Source organism: Limnohabitans sp. (assembly GCF_038134685.1).
Classification (GTDB): Bacteria; Pseudomonadota; Gammaproteobacteria; order Burkholderiales; family Burkholderiaceae_C; genus Limnohabitans_A.
Genome location: NZ_JAYPVP010000002.1, coordinates 12,534 through 31,569, shown reverse-complemented (window position 1 = coordinate 31,569; position 19,036 = coordinate 12,534). Strand labels below are relative to the sequence as shown.

The following is a 19,036-nucleotide window of genomic DNA, read 5'->3' as shown; positions in this document are numbered from 1 at the left end:
GCTGCACGATGTACACGGCGCTGCCGATCCCGAAGCCCTCAACGGCGAAGGCGTTGCCAAGGTGCAAGTCAAGGTGGCTGGCCGCATGATGCTCAAGCGCGTCATGGGCAAAGCCAGCTTTGCCACGCTGCAGGACGCCACCGGGCGCATCCAGGCCTACATCACCAAAGACGATGTGGGCGAAGAGGTCTATAACGGCTTCAAGCACTGGGACCTGGGCGACATCATTGCTGTCGAAGGCCAACTGTTCAAGACGCGCACCGGCGAGCTGTCCATCCACGCTAGCAGCATCCGCCTGCTGACCAAGAGCCTGCGCCCGATGCCCGACAAGTTCCACGGCATCCACGACCAGGAAGTCAAATACCGCCAGCGCTATGTCGACCTGATGACCGACGAAACCGCCCGCAAACGCTTCACGGCCCGCTCGCGCGCCGTCAGCGGCATTCGCGAGTTCATGGTGCAGCACGGCTTCCTGGAAGTCGAAACGCCCATGCTGCACCCGATTCCCGGCGGCGCCAACGCCCGCCCCTTCGTGACGCACCACAACGCACTTGAACAAGAGATGTTCCTGCGCATCGCGCCCGAGCTCTACCTCAAGCGCCTGCTGGTCGGTGGCTTTGAGCGCGTGTTCGAAATCAACCGCAACTTCCGCAACGAAGGCATTTCGGTTCGCCACAACCCCGAATTCACCATGATGGAGTTCTACGCGGCCTACTGGAACTACCAGGACCTGATGGGCTTCACCGAACAGCTCATCCGCGACGCGGCCATGAACGCTGCGGGCAGCCTGCAGCTGAGCTACGGTGGTCGTGCGGTGGACCTGTCTAAACCCTTTGCCCGCATGACGATTCGCGAGGCCATTTACGCCCACACCGAGGCTGGCGCCCATGTGGACGATGCGGCCTGGCTGATCAGCGCCCTGAAAAAACTGGGTATGAGCGAAGAGAAGGACAAACTCAGCAGCCGCAGCCTGGCCAGCCTGCAGGTGCTCTACTTTGAAGAAACCGTGGAAGACAAGCTCTGGGAGCCCACCTTCATCATGGAACACCCCACCGAGATCAGCCCGCTGGCCCGCGCCAACGACGTGCGCCCTGAGGTGACCGAGCGCTTTGAGCTCTACATCACTGGCCGCGAATTCGGCAACGGCTTCTCCGAGCTGAACGACGCCGAAGACCAGGCCGCCCGTTTCCACGCCCAGGTGGCCGCCAAGGACGGTGGCGACGACGAGGCCATGTTCTTTGACCACGACTTCGTGCGCGCCCTTGAATACGGCATGCCGCCTGCTGGCGGCTGCGGCATCGGCATCGACCGCCTGATGATGCTGCTGACCGACAGCCCCAGCATTCGCGACATCATCCTGTTCCCGGCCCTGCGCCGCGAGCACGATTTGGCTTAATACCTGGCAGATTGCTGCGCTTCGCTCGCAATGACGTGCGTGTCATTGCGAGGCACGAAGCCATCTCCAGTTTGTCAGCCTGCTTTGTGCGGCAGCTTTTCTTGCGTTTCCCGCACCTCGCGCACTTCCACATCCACCACATCATCGGCAGGTGCTGCGCCCTGCTCGAAAGGCGTACCCATGCCTGGCGCGGCCCAGCGCGCACCTTTGCGCATCTGACCGAACTGCTGCCAGACCATGACGACCTGGGGCTTTTGCCCCGTCAGCAGCCAACGCACACTGGCAAACAGCACATACACGCCCAGCGCCAACAACAAACCGGCAAGAAAGGCCAGCCCCAGCAAACCCATGAAGAGTCTGACCAGACCTTGCAACAACACATTCATTTCATGGCTCCTTGTCAGGGCAAGCGATCGAGGGCCTGCATATAGTCCCGTGCGCGCACCAACTCATCCCAGGCACGGGCAGGCGAACGCGGCAGCAAGGACAAACGACGTTCTTCGCTGGCTTGATCCGGCACCCAAAGGCCTTTGACCAAAGCTTCGGCCAAACCATCGAGCACGTCATCAAGCTCGGCGCCATCGTTGACCGCCGATCTGTTGCACAGCAGGGCCAGATCGCACCCGGCTTGCAAAGCGGCAAGCACCGCTTCGGTATAGCTCAGCTCGCGCCCTCCGATCTGGCGCGCCGCAGCCATGGACAGGTCGTCGGTACAGACCACACCATCAAAGCCCAGCTGACCGCGCAGAATGTCCTGAATCCAGCGTGAAGAGAAGCCCGCAGGCCGCGCATCGACCTTGCTGTAGATCACGTGCGCCGGCATCACTGCCGTGAGCACACTGCCCAGCCAGGTGTAAGGCAACGCGTCGTCCTCCAAAATGGCTTTGAGGCTGCGCTTGTCCACCGGCAGGGCCACGTGGGAGTCGGCCTTGACGGCGCCATGCCCGGGAAAATGTTTGCCGCAATTGGCCATACCTGCTTGCAGCAAGCCTTGCATCAGGCTGCGTGCCAACAAAGACACCATGCGCGGATCGCGTGCGAAGGCGCGGTCACCAATCACGCCACTTTCACCATGGTCGAGGTCAAGCACCGGCGTAAAGCTGAAATCCACGCCACAAGCTCGCAACTCGCTGGCGAGCACAAAGCCCGCGGAAGTGGCCGCTTCGCAGGCCTTCAAGGCTCCCGAGCCCGGCATGCCTTTACCGTCTTGCAGCCACATCTCGCCAAACGCACGCATCGCCGGCAGATGTGTGAAGCCATCGGTACGGAAACGCTGCACACGCCCACCTTCGTGGTCCACCGCAATCAGCACATCCGGGCAGATGCTTTTGACCTCGGCACACAGCTCGGTCAATTGGGCCCGGCTTTGCCAGTTGCGACCAAACAGAATCAGGCCGCCCACCAGCGGGTGCTTCAAACGCCGACGGTCAACCTTGGTGAGCGAGGTGCCGGCAATGTCCAGAATCAGGGGGGCGTGTTGTGTCATGGGCTAGAGCTTTCATATCGGGCCGGGCCCGCACAATTCAAGTGGTTTCGACTACGCAAAAGCTGGCGGCGTATTCGCTCTCGTCGGTCACGGTGATGTGGGCCTTCAGCCGCTTGGCTTCAAACCAGTCTTTCAGCTCGCCGTGCAACACGATGTAGGGCTGTCCGCTGGGCAGCTTGCCCACTTCGCAAAAGCGCCAGGTCATGGGCATGCGCATGCCCAGCCCAATCGCTTTGCTGAAGGCCTCTTTGGCTGAAAACCGCGTGGCCAGGTAGCGCACACCACGTTCGGGCCAACGTGCGCTGCGCTGCTTCCAGGTGACCATTTCGGCTTCGGACAAGACCTTGGCCGCAAAGCGGTCGCCGTGCCGTTCCAGACTGGCACGGATGCGGCGGATGTCGCAAATATCGGTGCCGATGCCGTAAATCATTTTTTCAGGCAGTTCAGGTAAGCACGCACGGTGGCGGCATAGCCCAGCTCCAGTGCGTCGCCGATCAGCGCGTGGCCAATCGAGACTTCCTGTAAACCCGGCACGGCTTTCACAAATGCGGGCAGGTTGTCACGGTTGAGGTCGTGGCCAGCATTGAGGCCCAACCCCACATCCAGCGCGGCTTGAGCGGCGTCAGCATAGCGTTGCAGTTGCGCCGCATGTTCGGGTGTACCCCAGGACGCGGCATAAGGCTCGGTGTAAAGCTCCACACGGTCGGCCCCCACGGCGCGGGCCGCTGCCATCTGCTCTGGCACCGGGTCCATGAACAAACTCACACGCACGCCCAGGGCCTTACATTCGTCAATCAAGGGTTTCAGGCGCTGAGCATCTTGCGGGAAGGACCAACCATGGTCGCTAGTGAACTGGCCTTCGCCGTCGGGCACAAACGTCACCTGGTGCGGGCGCACTTCGCGCACATGCGCCATCAGGTTGTGAAAGGGGTTGCCCTCAATGTTGAATTCGCGATCAGGCCAGGCTTTCATGAGTGCGGCCAGTTCGTCGACATCGGTGGCGCGAATGTGGCGCTCGTCCGGGCGCGGGTGAATGGTGATGCCTTGCGCCCCTGCCTGCAGACATAGCTGCGCGGCACGCGTAACACTGGGAATACCCAGGTGGCGCGAGTTTCGCAACAAGGCCACCTTGTTGACATTGACGGACAGCGACACAGCGCCAGAAACTTGTGTGTTCATAGGTTTTGCAAATCCAGCATGATTTGACGGGTCTTGAGTGCGCCCACGCCGCAATGGTAGGTGAGTAGCTGCCGCAGCATCACGCGCAAAGCGCTCGAAGCGAGCTCAGGCAGGGTCCATAAGGCCGTCAGCGGCTGTCCTTCGGACATGGCCTCATTCAAAGCGAGCCACTGTGCACCTGACAAATGGTAACGGTCATCTGTTGCGGCTCGGCGCAAGCCCACTTCGGGCACCAGTGCATAGGCTTGCTCGGGCTGTAACGCATGCAGGCTCAAGGTTTGTGCATCCAGCGTGGGCAGCAAGCCCAACTCACGCAACAGCAACAATTCAAACGCCCGCAAAGCCGGTTGCAACAAGCTGTTTTGCCCGCTGGCCAGCAAAGCCACCGTGGGCGCGTAAATATCAAACACCCGCTCGTGCGGATCGTCGCGTGCCAGCAAACGCATCAACAACTCATTGAGGTAGTAGCCCGAGAGCAAGGCCTCACCTGTGGGCATCACATGACCACCGACCCAATCCACCGATTTGAGGGTGCGAATATCGGCATCACCCCCGTAACTGACCCGAAGAGGCTGCAAAGGCAGAAGCACCGGCCTGAAGCTGGAGCTGGGTTTCTTCACGCCCTTGGCCACCAGCGCCACACGTCCGGCGTGGCGGGTGAACATCTCCAGAATCAGGCTGCTTTCGCTCCAGTCATAGTGGTGCAGCACGTACGCTGGCTCATCCCCGATGCGTTTGGTGGCCATGGCTTGTGCCTGTTGTGCGGCCTGAGCGCTTTACTCGTAACCGAAAGAGCGCACGCGGGCCTCGTCGTCCGCCCAGCCCGAGCGAACTTTCACCCACAGCTCGATGAACACCTTGGCATCCATCAGCTTTTCCAGCTCCTGGCGTGACTCCATGCCGATGCGTTTGAGTTTTTCGCCCTTGTCACCAATCACCATGGCTTTGTGGCTGTCGCGCTCGACCACAATGGTCGCAGCAATACGCACCATGCGATTAGCCGTGCGGCCAGGCTCTTCCTCAAACTTGTCCACCACCACGGTGGAGGTGTAAGGCAGCTCATCACCCGTCAAACGGAACAGCTTTTCGCGCACGATTTCGCTGGCCAGGAACTTTTCGCTGCGGTCGGTCAGCTCGTCGGGCGAATACCACCACCCTTGCTCAGGCAGGTACTTTTCGCAAATGCCCAACAGACGCTCGATGTCCTTGGGGTTCTTGGCCGACATGGGCACAAATTCGGCAAATGCGTGGCGCTCCTGCATGTCGCGCAGCCAGGGCGCGATTTCGGCGCGGCGATGGACCGCATCGAGCTTGTTGGCCACCAGCAGCGTGGGAATATTGGCCTTGAGCAAGGACAAAACTTTGGCATCGGCCAAAGTGAATTGACCGGCTTCCACCACAAACAAGACCAGGTCCACATCGCCCACCGCACCCATGACGGTTTTGTTCAGCGACTTGTTCAGCGCGGTGCTGTGACGGGTCTGAAAACCTGGCGTATCGACAAACACAAACTGGGTCGCGCCCTCGGTGCGCATGCCGGTGATGCGGTGGCGCGTGGTCTGCGCCTTGCGCGAAGTGATGCTGATTTTTTGCCCCACCAGCGCATTGAGCAAGGTGGACTTGCCAACGTTCGGCTTGCCCACAATGGCCACCAGGCCGCAACGCTGCGGCCCTGCAGCCTGCTCAGGCCCGGATTCGGCCACAGGTGGCAAGTCTTGCGCCTCAGACGCGGAGCGCGGCTGCACCGTCACACCCGGAATGTCGATGGAGCGGCGGCGCAGTCGCTCGTGTGGCGTTTGCTCGTGTGGCGTTTGCTCGTGTGCGTCGTTGTGGTCAGTCATGCTTTATCTGCCTGGGTCAGGATAGCGAGCAAAGCGGCAGCAGCCGCTTGCTCTGCGGCGCGGCGTGAAGCGCCCGTACCGCGTTCGTGTTTCTTCAAGTCCGGTACTTCGCAAGCCACTTCAAAGGTTTGGCGATGCGCCGCGCCGCTGGTCCCAATGACTGTGTACCGCGGCAGGGGCAGTTTGCGGCCTTGCAGCCATTCCTGCAACTGGGTTTTGGGATCTTTTTCGGCCGCTTGCATGTCGGGGCGAATCTCGACCTTGGCGAACAGGCGCTGCACCAGCGCTTGCGCCGCGTCAAAACCACCGTCCAGGTACACCCCGCCGATGAGCGCTTCCAGCGCATCCGCCAGAATGGATGCACGGCGCGTGCCGCCCGACTTCAACTCACCTTCACCCAGACGCATGCGGCCAGGCAGTTCCAGTTGCAGCGCCAGCTGGTGCAGGGTCTCCTGTTTGACCAGATTGGCACGCACGCGGGACAAATCGCCCTCGGGCATATTCGCCAAGCGGTCAAACAGCAAATGGGCCACCACCAGGTTAAGCACCGAATCACCCAAAAACTCCAGGCGCTCGTTGTGGTCAGCACCAAAGCTGCGGTGGGTCATGGCCCGCTGCAGCAAATTCACATCACGGAAAGCGTAACCCAGACGGATTTGCAAATCGGCAAAAGCTGCAGGCAAGGTCATGGTGCGGACCTCATCAGTCAAACGAACCGATGCGTTTGAAATTGCCAAAGTTCATCCAGACAAAGAAGGCCTTGCCCACGATGTTGGCGTCGGGCACAAAACCCCAGTAGCGCGAATCGAGCGAGTTGTCTCGGTTGTCGCCCATCATGAAGTAGTGACCTTCAGGAACCTTGCAAACCACGCCTTCCACACTGTAGCGGCAATGGTCACGAAACGGGTAGTCGCCCACACCGGCAATAAAGGCCGGACGGTCATTGTCTTCAATGATCAAGTGCGGCTTGTCACTCAGGCTTTCGCGCTCCTGCCTGAAATAGCGCATGACCGATTCGTCAAAAAATTCGGGCAGGTCAGCGACAGCCACCGGCTGGCCGTTGATCGTCAGCTTTTTGTTGAGGTACGCCACTTCATCCCCGGGCAAACCGACCACACGCTTGATGTAGTCCACATTCGGATTGGGAGGGTAGCGAAACACCATCACATCGCCACGGCGCACGGGTTCACCCTGCGTCATTTTGATGTTCGCCACAGGCAGGCGCAGACCATAGTGGAACTTGTTGACCAGAATGAGGTCACCCACCAGCAAGGTCGGGATCATGGAGCCCGAAGGAATCTTGAAGGGTTCGAACAGGAACGAGCGAAGGATGAACACCACGGCAATGACCGGGAACAGCCCCGCTGTCCAATCCAGCCACCAGGGCTGCATGATGAGCTTTTCGCTTGCAGCAGTCACATCCACATCAGTCTGCGCAATGCCCATGCGAGAAAGCTCTTCACGCCGCTGCGCCGCCTGCGTCTGCAGCTGGGCTGCGGCCGCTTTGCGCCTGGGCAGAAACACCAGGCGTTCGGCAACCCAATACACCCCCGAGACCACCGTCGCCATGAGCATCAGCAAGGCAAAGTTACCCGTGAACATGCCCAGGTACCAGCCTGCACCATACGCCACAAAGGCGCCCAGAATCAAACCCGTGAGCAATGGCATCAATCTTCCACCTGCAAAATGGCCAGGAATGCCTCTTGCGGCACCTCGACCGAACCAATCTGTTTCATGCGTTTCTTACCCGCCTTCTGCTTTTCGAGCAATTTGCGCTTGCGCGTGATGTCGCCACCATAGCACTTGGCCAACACGTTCTTGCGCAAAGCCTTGATGGTTTCACGTGCAATCACATTGCCCCCGATGGCGGCCTGAATGGCCACATCAAACTGCTGACGGCTGATGATCTCGCGCATCTTGGCCGCCACAGCGCGACCACGGTATTGCGACTGGCTGCGGTGCACGATGATGGACAGGGCGTCCACCTTTTCGCCGTTGAGCAGCATGTCCACTTTGACCACATCAGAGGCCCGGTACTCCTTGAACTCATAGTCCATGGAAGCGTAACCCCGACTGACCGACTTGAGCTTGTCGAAGAAGTCCAGCACGATCTCGCCCAGTGGCATTTCATAGGTCAGCATGACCTGCTTGCCATGGTAGGCCATGTTGATCTGTACGCCGCGTTTCTGATTGGCCAGCGTCATCACGGCACCCACGTAGTCCTGAGGCATGTACAGGTGCACCGTCACAATGGGTTCCCGGATTTCCTGGATACGTCCCACATCGGGCATCTTGGAAGGGTTCTCGACCTGGATGACCTCACCATCACCCTTGACCACTTCGTACACCACGCTGGGAGCTGTGGTGATCAAATCCTGATCAAACTCGCGCTCCAGACGCTCCTGCACGATTTCCATGTGCAGCAGTCCCAGGAAGCCGCAGCGAAAGCCAAAGCCCAGCGCCTGTGAAACTTCGGGCTCGTAGCGCAGGGCTGCATCGTTGAGCTGAAGCTTTTCCAGCGCATCGCGCAGCTGGTCGTATTCACTGGCTTCGGACGGGTACAGACCTGCAAAAACCTGTGGCTGCACTTCCTTGAAGCCAGGCAGCGCCTCGGTCGCGAACTCGAGGTTGGCACCGCTGGATGTCTTGATGGCCGTGATGGTATCGCCCACCTTGGCCGCCTTGAGTTCCTTGATGCCAGCAATGATGTAGCCCACCTCACCGGCCTTGAGCGCATCGCGCGATTCGTTGTGCGGGGTAAACACGCCAAGTTTTTCGGCGTTGTAGAGCGACTCGGTCGCCATGAGCTTGATCTTGTCACCCCGTTGGAGCTTGCCATCGACCACGCGCACCAGCATGACCACACCCACATAGCTGTCAAACCAGCTGTCAATGATCATGGCGCGCAAGGGCCCCTCGGGGTTGCCACGCGGCGCGGGCACTTTGGCCACCACCATTTCCAGAATATCTTCCACGCCCATGCCTGTCTTGGCGGAGCAAGGCACGGCACCCGAGGCATCGATGCCGATCACGTCCTCGATTTCCTGCTTGGCGTTCTCGGGATCGGCCTGAGGTAAATCCATCTTGTTGAGCACGGGCAGCACCTCGACGCCCAAGTCCAGGGCGGTGTAGCAATTGGCCACAGTCTGGGCCTCCACACCCTGGCTGGCGTCCACCACCAACAATGCGCCTTCGCAAGCCGACAGCGAGCGGCTCACCTCATAGGAGAAGTCCACATGGCCAGGGGTGTCAATCAGGTTGAGGTTGTAGACCTTGCCATCCCTGGCTTTGTACTGCAGCGCAGCCGTCTGCGCCTTGATGGTGATGCCGCGCTCTTTTTCGATGTCCATGGAGTCGAGCACCTGTTCGCTCATCTCGCGATCGGACAATCCTCCACAGCGCGAAATGATCCGGTCGGCCAGCGTGGACTTACCGTGATCAATGTGGGCAATGATGGAGAAATTACGAATGTGGTTCATCGTTTGTGTGCTTCACAGCCAGAAAAAAAGGGCGCGTCTCACTTGGACGCGCCCTGAACCAACAATCTATGGCAACTGCGATAGTTGGGACTTCATTGTAGGCAAAACCGCCTGTTTGAACAGGTCGGCAAGCCGGCTACAGGCCGTTGCCAAGTCACAACACATTGAATTACTCACAATTTATCCACAGATTGTGTGGACAAAATTCTGGACAAGCTGTGCGTGAAATGTGGATGCCCGGTGCATGCCTGCGGGACGTCTCACATCGTGAAGTGGCTCTTGCGCTTTATGCCATCAATTGCTGATCAAGGTGGCTTATTTTAGCCAATCGCGTTATGAACGAGACATCAAGTTAGCTTGTACTCACGTCATTTATTTTTTGTATCCGTTGCGCAAACCCCAAAACAATGGCCCTCGGTCCTGAAAGGACAAAGGGCCTCTTGACAAAGCCATCATCAGCGCACGGTGCGCACCAGGACGTATTGAACAGTCTCACCGCGACGCACCAGCATGCTCACGATCTTGCCCGGCTCAACAGTTCCTACTGCCGCATTGAAATCGGCTACTTGCAACACCTGCTTGTTGCCCACCGCCAAAACCACATCCCCCTCGCGCAAACCAGCACGGGCCCCTGCGCCCTGAGCGGCAGTGATACGCACACCACCCTCGACACGAAGCTGCTTCTTTTGATCGGCCGACAAATTGGTCACCGTCAAACCCAACACATTGTTTGTCTGCACTTGTTCATCGGCTGTATTGGCCTCAGCTTGTACTTTGTCCGCAGGCAATTCACCCACTGTCACGGTGAGCTTTCGCTGCACACCTCGGCGATAAACCTGCATCTCGGCCTTGGTACCGGGTCGGGTGTTGCCGACAATGCGAGGCAGGTCAGAAGCCTTGTCGATGGGCTTGCCATCGAACTGAAGAATGATGTCCCCGGCCTGCAAGCCGGCCTTTTCTGCAGGCCCACCGGACTCCACCATGCGCACCAGCGCCCCCCTGGCTTTGCCCAAGCCGATGGACTCGGCCACCTCGGTACTGACTTGGTCGATCTGCACACCCACACGGCCACGGGTTACACGACCATTGGCACGAATCTGATCGCTCACACGCATGGCTTCGTCCATCGGAATCGAGAACGAAATCCCCATGTAGCCGCCCGAGCGCGAATAAATCTGACTGTTGACACCCACCACTTCGCCGCGCATATTGATCAGCGGACCACCCGAGTTGCCCGGATTGATGGCGACATCGGTCTGGATAAAGGGGAGATAGTCTCCTGTATCTCGCTGTTTGGCACTCACAATGCCGGCCGTGACCGTGTTCTCAAGACCAAAGGGTGAACCAATCGCAATGACCCACTCACCCACCTTGAGCTGACTCACATCACCCACCTTGAGCGCAGGCAAGCCACTGACAGGCACTTTCACCACCGCCACATCCGAGCGTTTGTCCAACCCAACCACCTTGGCCTTGAGTTCACGTTTGTCCGCCAACGTCACAAGCACTTCATCGGCACCCTCGACCACATGGGCATTGGTCATGATGAATCCGTCAGCCGTCAGGACAAAACCCGAGCCCACCCCGCTGGGGCGCAGTTCCCCCTCACCCTGCCCTCCGCGACGACGCGGCTGAGGTTGTTGCGGTTGCTGCGGCATACCGGGGAAAGGCGCACCAAAGAAACGCCGGAAGAACTCCTGCATTTCTGGGTCCATGTTGCCGTCCCCCCGTTCAGCTTGAGGGCGAACACGCTCAAGTGTGCGGATATTGACCACCGAGGGACCCACTGCATCCACAAGGGCTGTGAAATCTGGCAGCCCTCTGACCAAGGGTGTACTTGGCGCGGCGACACTGGCCGTACTCACGGCGGATTGGGCCTGCACACTTTGCGTCCACAGCATGACACCTGCACCCAGAGCAATCGCAGCGCCTGCTGCAGCAAGAAGCTTCTTGTTGAAAGACACGGTTTTCAAGGCTGACTCCTGCAATGAAAGATGGAAACGAAATTTGGCATTTGCGCAAACATTCCATGCGTGCGCGTATCTTGCCCCAGAGACTTAAGGCTAATGTGAGGGCTGTGTAAAGTTTTTTCCAGAGTGCGCTGCCACGGCGCAACGGAGCAAATGCCAGTGCTCGGGGGCGTCGCGGTTAAGCAACCAAGCTTCACTCCAAGACCGCCTGGAGCCCGGCATCAAGCTGCTCCAGCGTAACCACATGCGATCGCCAGCATCCCAAAGCACTGACAAGTGTTCAATGCCCCCGACTTGCCCATCATGCATATAGTGCCAACAACCTTCATCCCAAAGCAGGTACCCGCTGGTCTTGCACACTTTGTTCTGATAGCGATTCAACGCCCATGCCATGGCACACACCAGCAAAAGAGTTCCTGTCAAAGACGCAGCTGCCAGCGGCGTTGCCCACAACAGTACAGGCGCACTCAAGACAGACATTGCGAAAAACAACCAGATGGCCCGACGCCACCAAAGAAAAAGCCCCACCGGGTATTGCACGGGTGGGGCTGTTCGCATGACGCTTGGCGCCGTTAAACGCGCTTGAACACCAGGGTACCGTTGGTGCCGCCAAAACCAAAGTTGTTTTTGACGGCCACATCGATCTTCAGATCGCGCGCGGTGTTGGCGCAGTAGTCCAGATCGCACTCGGGATCCTGGTTGACCAGGTTGATGGTCGGAGGGACCTTCTGATTGTGCAAAGCCAGTACGGTGAACACACTCTCGATGCCGCCGGCACCACCGAGCAGGTGCCCCGTCATGGACTTGGTCGAGCTGACCACCATCTTCTTCGCGTGGTCACCCAGCGCAGCCTTGATGGCATTGGTTTCGTTCACATCGCCCAAAGGCGTGGAGGTGCCGTGCGCGTTCAGGTAATCGACCTGGTCGGCATTGACACCTGCGTTGCGCAGAGCGTTGAGCATGGCGCGGCGCGGACCGTCCATGCTGGGAGCAGTCATGTGGCCGGCATCGGCACTCATGCCATAACCGCCCAGTTCAGCGTAGATCTTGGCGCCACGTGCTTTGGCGTGTTCGTACTCTTCGAGCACCAGCACACCGGCTCCCTCACCCAGCACAAAACCATCGCGGTCCTTGTCCCAGGGGCGGGATGCGGCCGTAGGGTCGTCGTTGCGGGTGGACAGGGCGCGCATGGCGGCAAAACCGCCCACGCCCAGCGGCGAGACGGTGGCTTCGGAGCCGCCAGCGATCATGACGTCGGCATCGCCGTACTCGATCAGGCGGCCGGCTTCACCAATGCTGTGCAAACCGGTTGTGCAGGCGGTCACCACGGCCAGGTTCGGGCCCTTGAAGCCAAAACGCATGGACACGTGGCCAGAGATCATGTTGATGATCGAGGCTGGCACAAAGAAAGGAGAAATACGGCGTGGGCCGCGGTTGGTGTATTCGGCATGGGTTTCTTCGATCATTGGCAGACCGCCAATACCCGAACCAATCACCACCCCAATACGGCAAGCCTCTTCTTCACCCAAGGCTTCGCCAGTGGCCAGGCCCGCATCGGCCACGGCTTGTGCAGCAGCAGCAATGCCGTAGTGAATGAAGGAATCCATGGTCCGCGCCTCTTTGGTGCTGATGTAGGACTCCAGATCAAAGCCTTTGACTTCGCCCGCGATCTTGCACGCCAGGGCTGAAGCATCGAACTTGCTGATCAGACCAATGCCGGACTGGCCGGCAAGCAGGTTGGACCATGCATCTGCCACCGTGTTGCCCACGGGGCTGATACATCCCAAACCCGTGACAACAACGCGGCGCCGGGTCATGGGCAATTAGGCCTTCTTGCTGTTGGCGTAGTCGATCGCAGCTTGCACCGTGGTGATTTTTTCTGCGTCTTCGTCGGGAATCTCGATGCCGAACTCGTCTTCGAGTGCCATCACCAGTTCCACCGTGTCCAGGGAGTCAGCGCCCAGATCGGCCACAAAGGCTTTTTCGTTGGTCACTTGGGACTCTTCAACGCCGAGTTGTTCAGCAATGATTTTCTTGACACGTGCTTCGATATCGCTCATGGGATCCCTCTAAGGGTTGTAAAAAAATGTCATTTTACCCGCATGTGGGCCGGAGTTTTCATGTGCCTGGTCAGGCCATGAACATCCCGCCATTCACATGCAGCTCTTGTCCAGTTACATAACCGGCTTGCGCGCTGGCCAGATAAGCCACCGCATGGGCTATGTCTTGCGGCTTGCCCAGGTGTCCCAGCGGGATCTGACCCAGCAGGGCTTTTTGTTGCTCTTCGGGCAGAGCCGCTGTCATGTCGGTCTCGATGAAGCCCGGCGCCACGCAGTTGACGGTAATGCCGCGGCTGCCCAGCTCGCGAGCAAGGGCGCGGGTCATGCCCGCCACACCCGCTTTGGCGGCTGCGTAGTTGGCCTGACCGGGGTTGCCTGAGGCGCCCACCACACTGGTGATGCTGATGATGCGGCCATAGCGCTGCTTCATCATGGGGCGGATCACGGCACGGCTCATGCGGAACACGGCACGCAAATTGGTGTCGGCCACAGCGTCCCAGTCGTCGTCTTTCATGCGCATGGCCAGGGTATCGCGGGTGATGCCGGCATTGTTGACCAGCACCTGCAGGCTGCCGTGCTCCTTGACAATGGCGTCAATCAAGGCCTCGCCTGCAGAGGCATCGGTCACGTTCAGGTTGGCGCCACGGCAGCCCGCATAGGCCGACAGGGCCTGGCTGATCTTGGCTGCGCCGTCGTCAGACGTTGCGGTACCAATGACGATGAAACCGTTCTGGGCCAACTGCAACGCAATGGCGGCGCCAATTCCGCGCGATGCGCCCGTGACGAGGGCTACTTGTTTGTCGCTCATGCGAGGGCTCCTTTGACTTCAGCGAGGGTGGCGGGATCAAACAGTGCCAACCCGTTCAATTCAGCGTCAATGCGCTTGGTCATGCCTGCCAGCACCTTGCCGGGGCCGCACTCCACCAGGGTGGTGACGCCACGCGCCTTGATGGCCTGCACGCATTCCACCCAACGCACCGGGCCAAAGGCCTGGCGGTACAGGGCGTCACGGATACGGTCTGCATCGGTTTGCACCGCCACATCGATGTTGTTCACCACCGGAATTTGTGGCGCGGCCAGTTCCAGCGTAGCGAGTTTTTCGCGCAGCTTCTCGGCGGCAGGCTTCATGAGGCTGGAGTGAAAAGGTGCCGACACCGGCAGCAGCAAGGCGCGCTTGGCACCCATACCCTTGAGCACTTCGCAGGCCTTGTCCACGCCGGCCTTGGTGCCAGCGATCACGGTCTGCGCCGCATCATTAAAGTTCACGGCCTCCACCACTTCCGCGCTGCCCGCGCCAAAGCTGGCTTGCGCCTCTTTGCAGCCTTCCATGACCTTGTCAGACGCGAGACCCAATACCGCGGCCATGGCGCCCACGCCCACAGGTACGGCTTCCTGCATGGCCGCAGCACGCAAACGCACCAGCGGCGCGGCCTGAGCCAGCGTCAATACACCCGAAGCCACCAAAGCGCTGTACTCGCCCAGCGAGTGACCCGCCACCACGGCGGGCTTGGCACCGCCCTCGGCCAGCCAGGCGCGGTAAGCCGCCACACCTGCCACCAGCATCACGGGCTGGGTGTTGGTGGTCAGCGCCAGCGCTTCCTTGGGACCGTCCTTGATCAATTGCGTCAGGTTCTCACCCATCGCGTCAGAGGCTTCCTTGAGGGTTTCGAGCACAGCGGGGTGGTCACCCCAGGCGTCCAGCATGCCCACCGATTGCGAGCCCTGGCCGGGGAATACAAAAGCAAATGTCGTCATGTTCTGCAAGAAGAAAACAAACAGGAAATCAGAATTTCACCAGCACCGAGCCCCAGGTGAAGCCGCCGCCCACGCCTTCGAGCATGAGGTTCTGGCCGCGCTGAATGCGGCCATCGCGCACCGCGGCGTCCAGCGCCAGGGGAATGGAAGCCGCCGAGGTGTTGCCGTGCTGATCGACGGTGACCACCACTTTTTCCAAAGGCATCTTGAGCTTTTTGGCCGTGCTTTGCATGATGCGAATATTGGCCTGGTGCGGAATCAACCAGTCAATGTGGCTGTCTTGCAGACCGGCTTTGGTCAGGCTGGCACGTGCCGTTTCTTCCAGCACGCCCACGGCCAGCTTGAACACGGCCTGGCCGTCCATCTTGAGCACCGGGTCACCCAGGACATTGCCGCCAGAAACATGGCCCGGCACAGACAAAATATCGCGGTGCTTGCCATCGGCGTGGATGTCAGTGGCCAAAATACCGGGCGTCGTGCCGGCTTCGAGCACAACAGCGCCCGCACCATCACCAAACAGCACACAGGTGGTACGGTCCTTGAAGTCCAGAATGCGACTGAACACCTCCGCGCCAATCACCAGGGCCTTGCTGGCCGAGCCGGCGCGGATCATGGCGTCAGCCACGGTCACCGCGTAAATAAAGCCGCTGCACACCGCCTGCACGTCAAACGCAGGGCAGCCCGCAGCGCCCAATTTGTTTTGCACCATGGTCGCCACCGATGGAAACACCATGTCCGGTGTCGAGGTGGCCACAATGATCAAATCCAGTTCGCTGGCACTGATCCCCGCCATCTCCAGGGCACGGCGAGCGGCCTCGGTCCCCAGATCGCTGCTGCCGACACCTGCGTCGGCAAAATGGCGGGCGCGAATACCTGTGCGCTCCACAATCCATTCATCAGAAGTTTCAATGCCTTGTGCGGCCAGCTCTGCAGCCAGATCGGCGTTGGTCAGCCTCCGGGGGGGCAAGAAGCTGCCGGTGCCTGCAATTCGTGTGTATGTGTTCATTTGGTTGTACCGGTCGTGGCGGCCTGCCCCGTGCCCAGCAAAGGCGCGGCATGGGCAATGCGTGAACGCACCCGCTCCAGCAATTGGTTACGCGCTGCATCATACGCCCGCGCCAGCGCCTGCTCAAAAGCCACCTCGTCGGCCGAACCATGGCTCTTGAAGACCAGACCGCGCAAACCCAGCAAGGCCGCACCGTTGTAACGACGATGATCCACTTTGTTTTTAAATGCAGATAACACCGGAAGCGCCATGATGGCGACAAGTTTTGTGAAAATGTTGCGAGAAAAGGATTCTTTCAGGAAAGAGCCCACCATGGTTGCCAGGCCTTCGCTGGCTTTTAGCGCCACATTGCCCACAAAGCCATCACATACCACGATGTCGGTGGTGCCCTTGAAAATATCGTTGCCTTCGACGTTGCCGAAAAAGTTCAAATCACCCGAATTGCCAGCCGATCGCAGCAATTCGCCGGCTTTTTTGATGATTTCATTGCCTTTGATGACTTCTTCGCCAATATTGAGCAAGCCCACCGAGGGCTGCTCCTTGTTCTCCAGGGCCGACACCAAAGCTGAGCCCATGACTGCAAACTGAAGCAAATGCTCTACCGTGCAGTCCACATTGGCCCCCAAATCCAGCATGGTGGTCCCACCCCCTTTGGCATTGGGCATTTGGGCAGCAATGGCCGGACGGTCTATCCCGTCCATCGTTTTCAGCAAATAACGGGCTACAGCCATCAAGGCCCCCGTGTTGCCCGCAGACACCGCCGCATGGGCCGCGCCTGTTTTGACCTGTTCGATGGCCACGCGCATGGACGAATCCTTTTTCTTGCGCAAGGCCACTTCAACCGGATCATCCATTTCCACCACTTCACTGGCCGCCACTACTGTCGCGCGCGGATCGGCCCAGGCCATCAACGCCTCGGGCTTGCCCACCAGCAACAAACGCGCATCAGGGTGAGTCGCCAAAAAACGTTGACATGCCACCATCGTCACACGTGGGCCATGGTCACCGCCCATGCAATCAACAGACAGGGTGATGGGGGAGTTGGCAGTCATGATGTCAGTACAAAGAATTCATCGCACAAAAAAACAAAGCCCGATGCTACCGTGTATCCAGTAGCTCGGGCCTTAATCAGGCAAGTGGGGTTAACCCATCAAGCTTCGTTTTTGGTCTTCAGAACCTTGCGGCCACGGTAAAAACCGTTGGGGCTGATGTGGTGACGCAGGTGCACTTCACCGGTGGTGGGCTCGACAGCGATACCCGGCACGCCCAGGGCGTTGTGGGAACGGTGCATGCCGCGCTTGGAAGGCGATTTTTTGTTTTGCTGAACAGCCATGATGGCTCCTTGAAAGCTAGACGCCGCGCGGTTTTTGAGAGCTGGCGCAGCTTCGGTTGAACACAGGTTGCATCAGCCGCGCACAAAGCACAGACTGAGCAAAGCATGAGATTATAGCCCAAGTCGGCCAGACTGTCACTTGCCGGATGGACCGCCTTTAAGTGCAGCCAACGCCGCAAAAGGGTTCTCGCGTTGGGGCAACTCCTCTTCACCCACGCTTTGGGCAGGCAAACCCTCGGGGCAGACCTGATGACGAGGCACCAGAGGCAAGGCCATGATGAGTTCGTCCTCGATCAGGGCCAAAGCATCAAAATCCTTGGACAGCACCAGCACATCATCATCCAGCGTGTCGTCAAGGTCGGCCGCCGTGGCCTCATCGGCGACAAACAAAATATCCCGATCCACGGCCAGGGGCAACACCGCTGGCGTCAGGCAACGCTGACACGTCATTTCCACTTCGGCCTGCGCCTGCACATGCACCCAGACCTCATCGGCAGCACCCGTGCGCGGCTGCAAACGCCCAGCCAGCCGCCATTGCACCTGCAATGTCTTCCAGCCAGCGGGAGCAGACTCTTCGCGCAGACGCGCCCACTCCTGCAGAAAAGAACGGCCCTCAGCCTGCCCTTGTGCCCGGGCAAAAGCGCGCACATCCAAGTGCGATGCATCAAATTTCGTATCCATGCCCGGCAGTGTAAGAGAATCGCACCCATGACCCAGACACTTTCTCAACCCAGCCGCACCGTGGTGCTGGGGTCCACCTCACGCTACAGGCGCGAACTGCTCTCGCGCCTGAACCTGCCCTTCGAAGTGGCCGCTCCGCACGTGGACGAGACCCCGCAGACTGGCGAAGCCCCCCGTAACCTGGCCTTGCGCCTGGCGCTGGCCAAAGCGCGCGCAGTGGCGCAAACCCATCCCGAAGCCGTGGTCATCGGATCCGACCAGGTGGCCGACCTGGACGGACTTCCGTTGGGCAAGCCCGGCAACCATGAGCGCGCCGTTCAACAACTGCGCCAGATGCGTGGTCACACCGTGGTGTTCCAGACGGCGCTGGCGGTGGTGTGTCTGGCAACCGGTTTCGAGCAGGTCGATCTGGCCGCCGTGCGCGTGAAGTTCCGCGACCTGACGGACACAGAAATCGAGAATTACCTGCAGGCCGAGAAGCCTTACGACTGCGCAGGCAGCGCCAAAAGCGAGGGCTTGGGCATCGCCCTGCTCGAGGCCATCGACAACGACGACCCCACCGCGCTGGTGGGTCTGCCCTTGATCCGTACCGCGCGCATGCTGCGCGCTGCAGGAGTCCAGCTGCTGTGAACACACCTGCCCCAGGCCGCTTGCTGCTGGTCCCTACACCCTTGGACTTTGGCTGCGCCAGCCAGGCTCCCATCGAAGACGTGCTGCCGCTCGCCACCTTGCGCGCCGCCGCGCAAACCACCCACTGGATCACGGAAAACGCCAAATCAACCCGCGCTTTTCTCAAGCGCGTCGGCGAACAACACTCCCTGGCCCTGCCGCTGCAACAACAAACCATCAC

20 protein-coding genes and 1 pseudogene are annotated in these 19,036 nt (G+C 59.7%); 3 read left to right on the top strand and 18 right to left on the bottom strand.

Annotation, left to right across the window (positions count from 1 at the left end):
• A partial coding sequence (gene lysS / locus AAFM15_RS01085) for a lysine--tRNA ligase (RefSeq protein ID WP_341684854.1) occupies nt 1–1,396 on the top strand: 1,396 nt, incomplete at its 5' end.
• 74 nt (nt 1,397–1,470) lie between these two features.
• Here lysS and AAFM15_RS01080 read toward each other — a convergent pair.
• From AAFM15_RS01080 to AAFM15_RS00995, 18 genes are all read right to left on the bottom strand, one after another.
• The gene (locus AAFM15_RS01080) at nt 1,471–1,782 is read right to left on the bottom strand and encodes a hypothetical protein (protein WP_341684853.1); all 312 of its coding nucleotides are present in this window, start codon (nt 1,780–1,782) and stop codon (nt 1,471–1,473) included.
• Between the two features lie 14 nt (nt 1,783–1,796).
• Complete coding sequence (nagZ, locus tag AAFM15_RS01075; protein ID WP_341684852.1) at nt 1,797–2,882, bottom strand: beta-N-acetylhexosaminidase; 1,086 nt, start codon at nt 2,880–2,882, stop codon at nt 1,797–1,799.
• A gap of 37 nt (nt 2,883–2,919) precedes the next feature.
• Nucleotides 2,920–3,312: a holo-ACP synthase gene (gene acpS / locus AAFM15_RS01070; RefSeq protein WP_341684851.1), complete on the bottom strand. Its 393-nt coding sequence runs from the start codon at nt 3,310–3,312 to the stop codon at nt 2,920–2,922.
• Nucleotides 3,309–4,061, bottom strand: a complete 753-nt coding sequence (locus AAFM15_RS01065; RefSeq protein ID WP_341684850.1) for a pyridoxine 5'-phosphate synthase — start codon at nt 4,059–4,061, stop codon at nt 3,309–3,311. Before AAFM15_RS01065 ends, acpS begins: the two co-directional genes overlap by 4 nt.
• The gene (recO, locus tag AAFM15_RS01060) at nt 4,058–4,807 is read right to left on the bottom strand and encodes a DNA repair protein RecO (protein ID WP_341684849.1); all 750 of its coding nucleotides are present in this window, start codon (nt 4,805–4,807) and stop codon (nt 4,058–4,060) included. The genes AAFM15_RS01065 and recO overlap by 4 nt, the downstream gene beginning before the upstream one ends.
• Before the next feature lie 30 nt (nt 4,808–4,837).
• The gene (era, locus tag AAFM15_RS01055) at nt 4,838–5,902 is read right to left on the bottom strand and encodes a GTPase Era (RefSeq protein ID WP_341684848.1); all 1,065 of its coding nucleotides are present in this window, start codon (nt 5,900–5,902) and stop codon (nt 4,838–4,840) included.
• The gene (rnc, locus tag AAFM15_RS01050; RefSeq protein ID WP_341684847.1) at nt 5,899–6,591 is read right to left on the bottom strand and encodes a ribonuclease III; all 693 of its coding nucleotides are present in this window, start codon (nt 6,589–6,591) and stop codon (nt 5,899–5,901) included. Before rnc ends, era begins: the two co-directional genes overlap by 4 nt.
• 13 nt (nt 6,592–6,604) lie before the next feature.
• Nucleotides 6,605–7,570 (bottom strand): signal peptidase I, encoded by a 966-nt coding sequence (gene lepB, locus AAFM15_RS01045; protein ID WP_341684846.1) that lies wholly within the window; start codon nt 7,568–7,570, stop codon nt 6,605–6,607.
• Nucleotides 7,570–9,381, bottom strand: coding sequence for a translation elongation factor 4 (gene lepA / locus AAFM15_RS01040; RefSeq protein ID WP_341684845.1), 1,812 nt, complete (start codon nt 9,379–9,381; stop codon nt 7,570–7,572). The genes lepB and lepA overlap by 1 nt, the downstream gene beginning before the upstream one ends.
• Before the next feature lie 455 nt (nt 9,382–9,836).
• The gene (locus tag AAFM15_RS01035; protein ID WP_341684989.1) at nt 9,837–11,282 is read right to left on the bottom strand and encodes a Do family serine endopeptidase; all 1,446 of its coding nucleotides are present in this window, start codon (nt 11,280–11,282) and stop codon (nt 9,837–9,839) included.
• 641 nt (nt 11,283–11,923) lie between these two features.
• On the bottom strand, nt 11,924–13,168 hold the full coding sequence (gene fabF / locus AAFM15_RS01030) for a beta-ketoacyl-ACP synthase II (RefSeq protein WP_341684844.1): 1,245 nt from the start codon (nt 13,166–13,168) through the stop codon (nt 11,924–11,926).
• Between the two features lie 6 nt (nt 13,169–13,174).
• On the bottom strand, nt 13,175–13,411 hold the full coding sequence (gene acpP / locus AAFM15_RS01025; protein ID WP_106703654.1) for an acyl carrier protein: 237 nt from the start codon (nt 13,409–13,411) through the stop codon (nt 13,175–13,177).
• Between the two features lie 70 nt (nt 13,412–13,481).
• The gene (gene fabG, locus AAFM15_RS01020; RefSeq protein WP_341684843.1) at nt 13,482–14,219 is read right to left on the bottom strand and encodes a 3-oxoacyl-ACP reductase FabG; all 738 of its coding nucleotides are present in this window, start codon (nt 14,217–14,219) and stop codon (nt 13,482–13,484) included.
• Nucleotides 14,216–15,166, bottom strand: coding sequence for an ACP S-malonyltransferase (gene fabD, locus AAFM15_RS01015; protein ID WP_341684842.1), 951 nt, complete (start codon nt 15,164–15,166; stop codon nt 14,216–14,218). The genes fabG and fabD overlap by 4 nt, the downstream gene beginning before the upstream one ends.
• A 28-nt stretch (nt 15,167–15,194) precedes the next feature.
• Nucleotides 15,195–16,172, bottom strand: a complete 978-nt coding sequence (locus AAFM15_RS01010) for a beta-ketoacyl-ACP synthase III (protein ID WP_341684841.1) — start codon at nt 16,170–16,172, stop codon at nt 15,195–15,197.
• Nucleotides 16,169–17,224 (bottom strand): phosphate acyltransferase PlsX, encoded by a 1,056-nt coding sequence (gene plsX / locus AAFM15_RS01005; protein WP_341684840.1) that lies wholly within the window; start codon nt 17,222–17,224, stop codon nt 16,169–16,171. Before plsX ends, AAFM15_RS01010 begins: the two co-directional genes overlap by 4 nt.
• 98 nt (nt 17,225–17,322) lie before the next feature.
• Nucleotides 17,323–17,505 carry a 50S ribosomal protein L32 gene (gene rpmF, locus AAFM15_RS01000; protein ID WP_341684839.1) on the bottom strand — a complete coding sequence of 61 codons (183 nt, stop codon included), beginning with the start codon at nt 17,503–17,505 and terminating at the stop codon, nt 17,323–17,325.
• A 135-nt stretch (nt 17,506–17,640) separates the two neighbouring features.
• Nucleotides 17,641–18,186 carry a DUF177 domain-containing protein gene (locus tag AAFM15_RS00995; RefSeq protein WP_341684838.1) on the bottom strand — a complete coding sequence of 182 codons (546 nt, stop codon included), beginning with the start codon at nt 18,184–18,186 and terminating at the stop codon, nt 17,641–17,643.
• A gap of 27 nt (nt 18,187–18,213) precedes the next feature.
• Here AAFM15_RS00995 and AAFM15_RS00990 point away from each other — a divergent pair, with 27 nt between their 5' ends.
• Together AAFM15_RS00990 and AAFM15_RS00985 are read left to right on the top strand one after the other, a co-directional pair.
• Nucleotides 18,214–18,816, top strand: a complete 603-nt coding sequence (locus AAFM15_RS00990; protein ID WP_341684837.1) for a Maf family nucleotide pyrophosphatase — start codon at nt 18,214–18,216, stop codon at nt 18,814–18,816.
• Nucleotides 18,813–19,036 (top strand): annotated as a pseudogene (locus AAFM15_RS00985) (ribosomal RNA small subunit methyltransferase I); the annotation flags it as partial. The gene AAFM15_RS00990 and the pseudogene AAFM15_RS00985, both read left to right, overlap by 4 nt.

Coding starts and splice junctions, on each gene's coding strand:
- AAFM15_RS00995 (WP_341684838.1), bottom strand. CDS start 18,186: ATGGATACGAAATTTGATGCATCGCACTTGGATGTGCGCGCTTTTGCC.
- AAFM15_RS01010 (WP_341684841.1), bottom strand. CDS start 16,172: ATGAACACATACACACGAATTGCAGGCACCGGCAGCTTCTTGCCCCCC.
- AAFM15_RS01080 (WP_341684853.1), bottom strand. CDS start 1,782: ATGAATGTGTTGTTGCAAGGTCTGGTCAGACTCTTCATGGGTTTGCTG.
- rnc (WP_341684847.1), bottom strand. CDS start 6,591: ATGACCTTGCCTGCAGCTTTTGCCGATTTGCAAATCCGTCTGGGTTAC.
- nagZ (WP_341684852.1), bottom strand. CDS start 2,882: ATGACACAACACGCCCCCCTGATTCTGGACATTGCCGGCACCTCGCTC.
- AAFM15_RS01035 (WP_341684989.1), bottom strand. CDS start 11,282: ATGCTGTGGACGCAAAGTGTGCAGGCCCAATCCGCCGTGAGTACGGCC.
- acpP (WP_106703654.1), bottom strand. CDS start 13,411: ATGAGCGATATCGAAGCACGTGTCAAGAAAATCATTGCTGAACAACTC.
- era (WP_341684848.1), bottom strand. CDS start 5,902: ATGACTGACCACAACGACGCACACGAGCAAACGCCACACGAGCAAACG.
- lepA (WP_341684845.1), bottom strand. CDS start 9,381: ATGAACCACATTCGTAATTTCTCCATCATTGCCCACATTGATCACGGT.
- recO (WP_341684849.1), bottom strand. CDS start 4,807: ATGGCCACCAAACGCATCGGGGATGAGCCAGCGTACGTGCTGCACCAC.
- fabG (WP_341684843.1), bottom strand. CDS start 14,219: ATGAGCGACAAACAAGTAGCCCTCGTCACGGGCGCATCGCGCGGAATT.
- plsX (WP_341684840.1), bottom strand. CDS start 17,224: ATGACTGCCAACTCCCCCATCACCCTGTCTGTTGATTGCATGGGCGGT.
- acpS (WP_341684851.1), bottom strand. CDS start 3,312: ATGATTTACGGCATCGGCACCGATATTTGCGACATCCGCCGCATCCGT.
- AAFM15_RS01065 (WP_341684850.1), bottom strand. CDS start 4,061: ATGAACACACAAGTTTCTGGCGCTGTGTCGCTGTCCGTCAATGTCAAC.
- fabD (WP_341684842.1), bottom strand. CDS start 15,166: ATGACGACATTTGCTTTTGTATTCCCCGGCCAGGGCTCGCAATCGGTG.
- rpmF (WP_341684839.1), bottom strand. CDS start 17,505: ATGGCTGTTCAGCAAAACAAAAAATCGCCTTCCAAGCGCGGCATGCAC.
- fabF (WP_341684844.1), bottom strand. CDS start 13,168: ATGACCCGGCGCCGCGTTGTTGTCACGGGTTTGGGATGTATCAGCCCC.
- AAFM15_RS00990 (WP_341684837.1), top strand. CDS start 18,214: ATGACCCAGACACTTTCTCAACCCAGCCGCACCGTGGTGCTGGGGTCC.
- lepB (WP_341684846.1), bottom strand. CDS start 7,570: ATGCCATTGCTCACGGGTTTGATTCTGGGCGCCTTTGTGGCGTATGGT.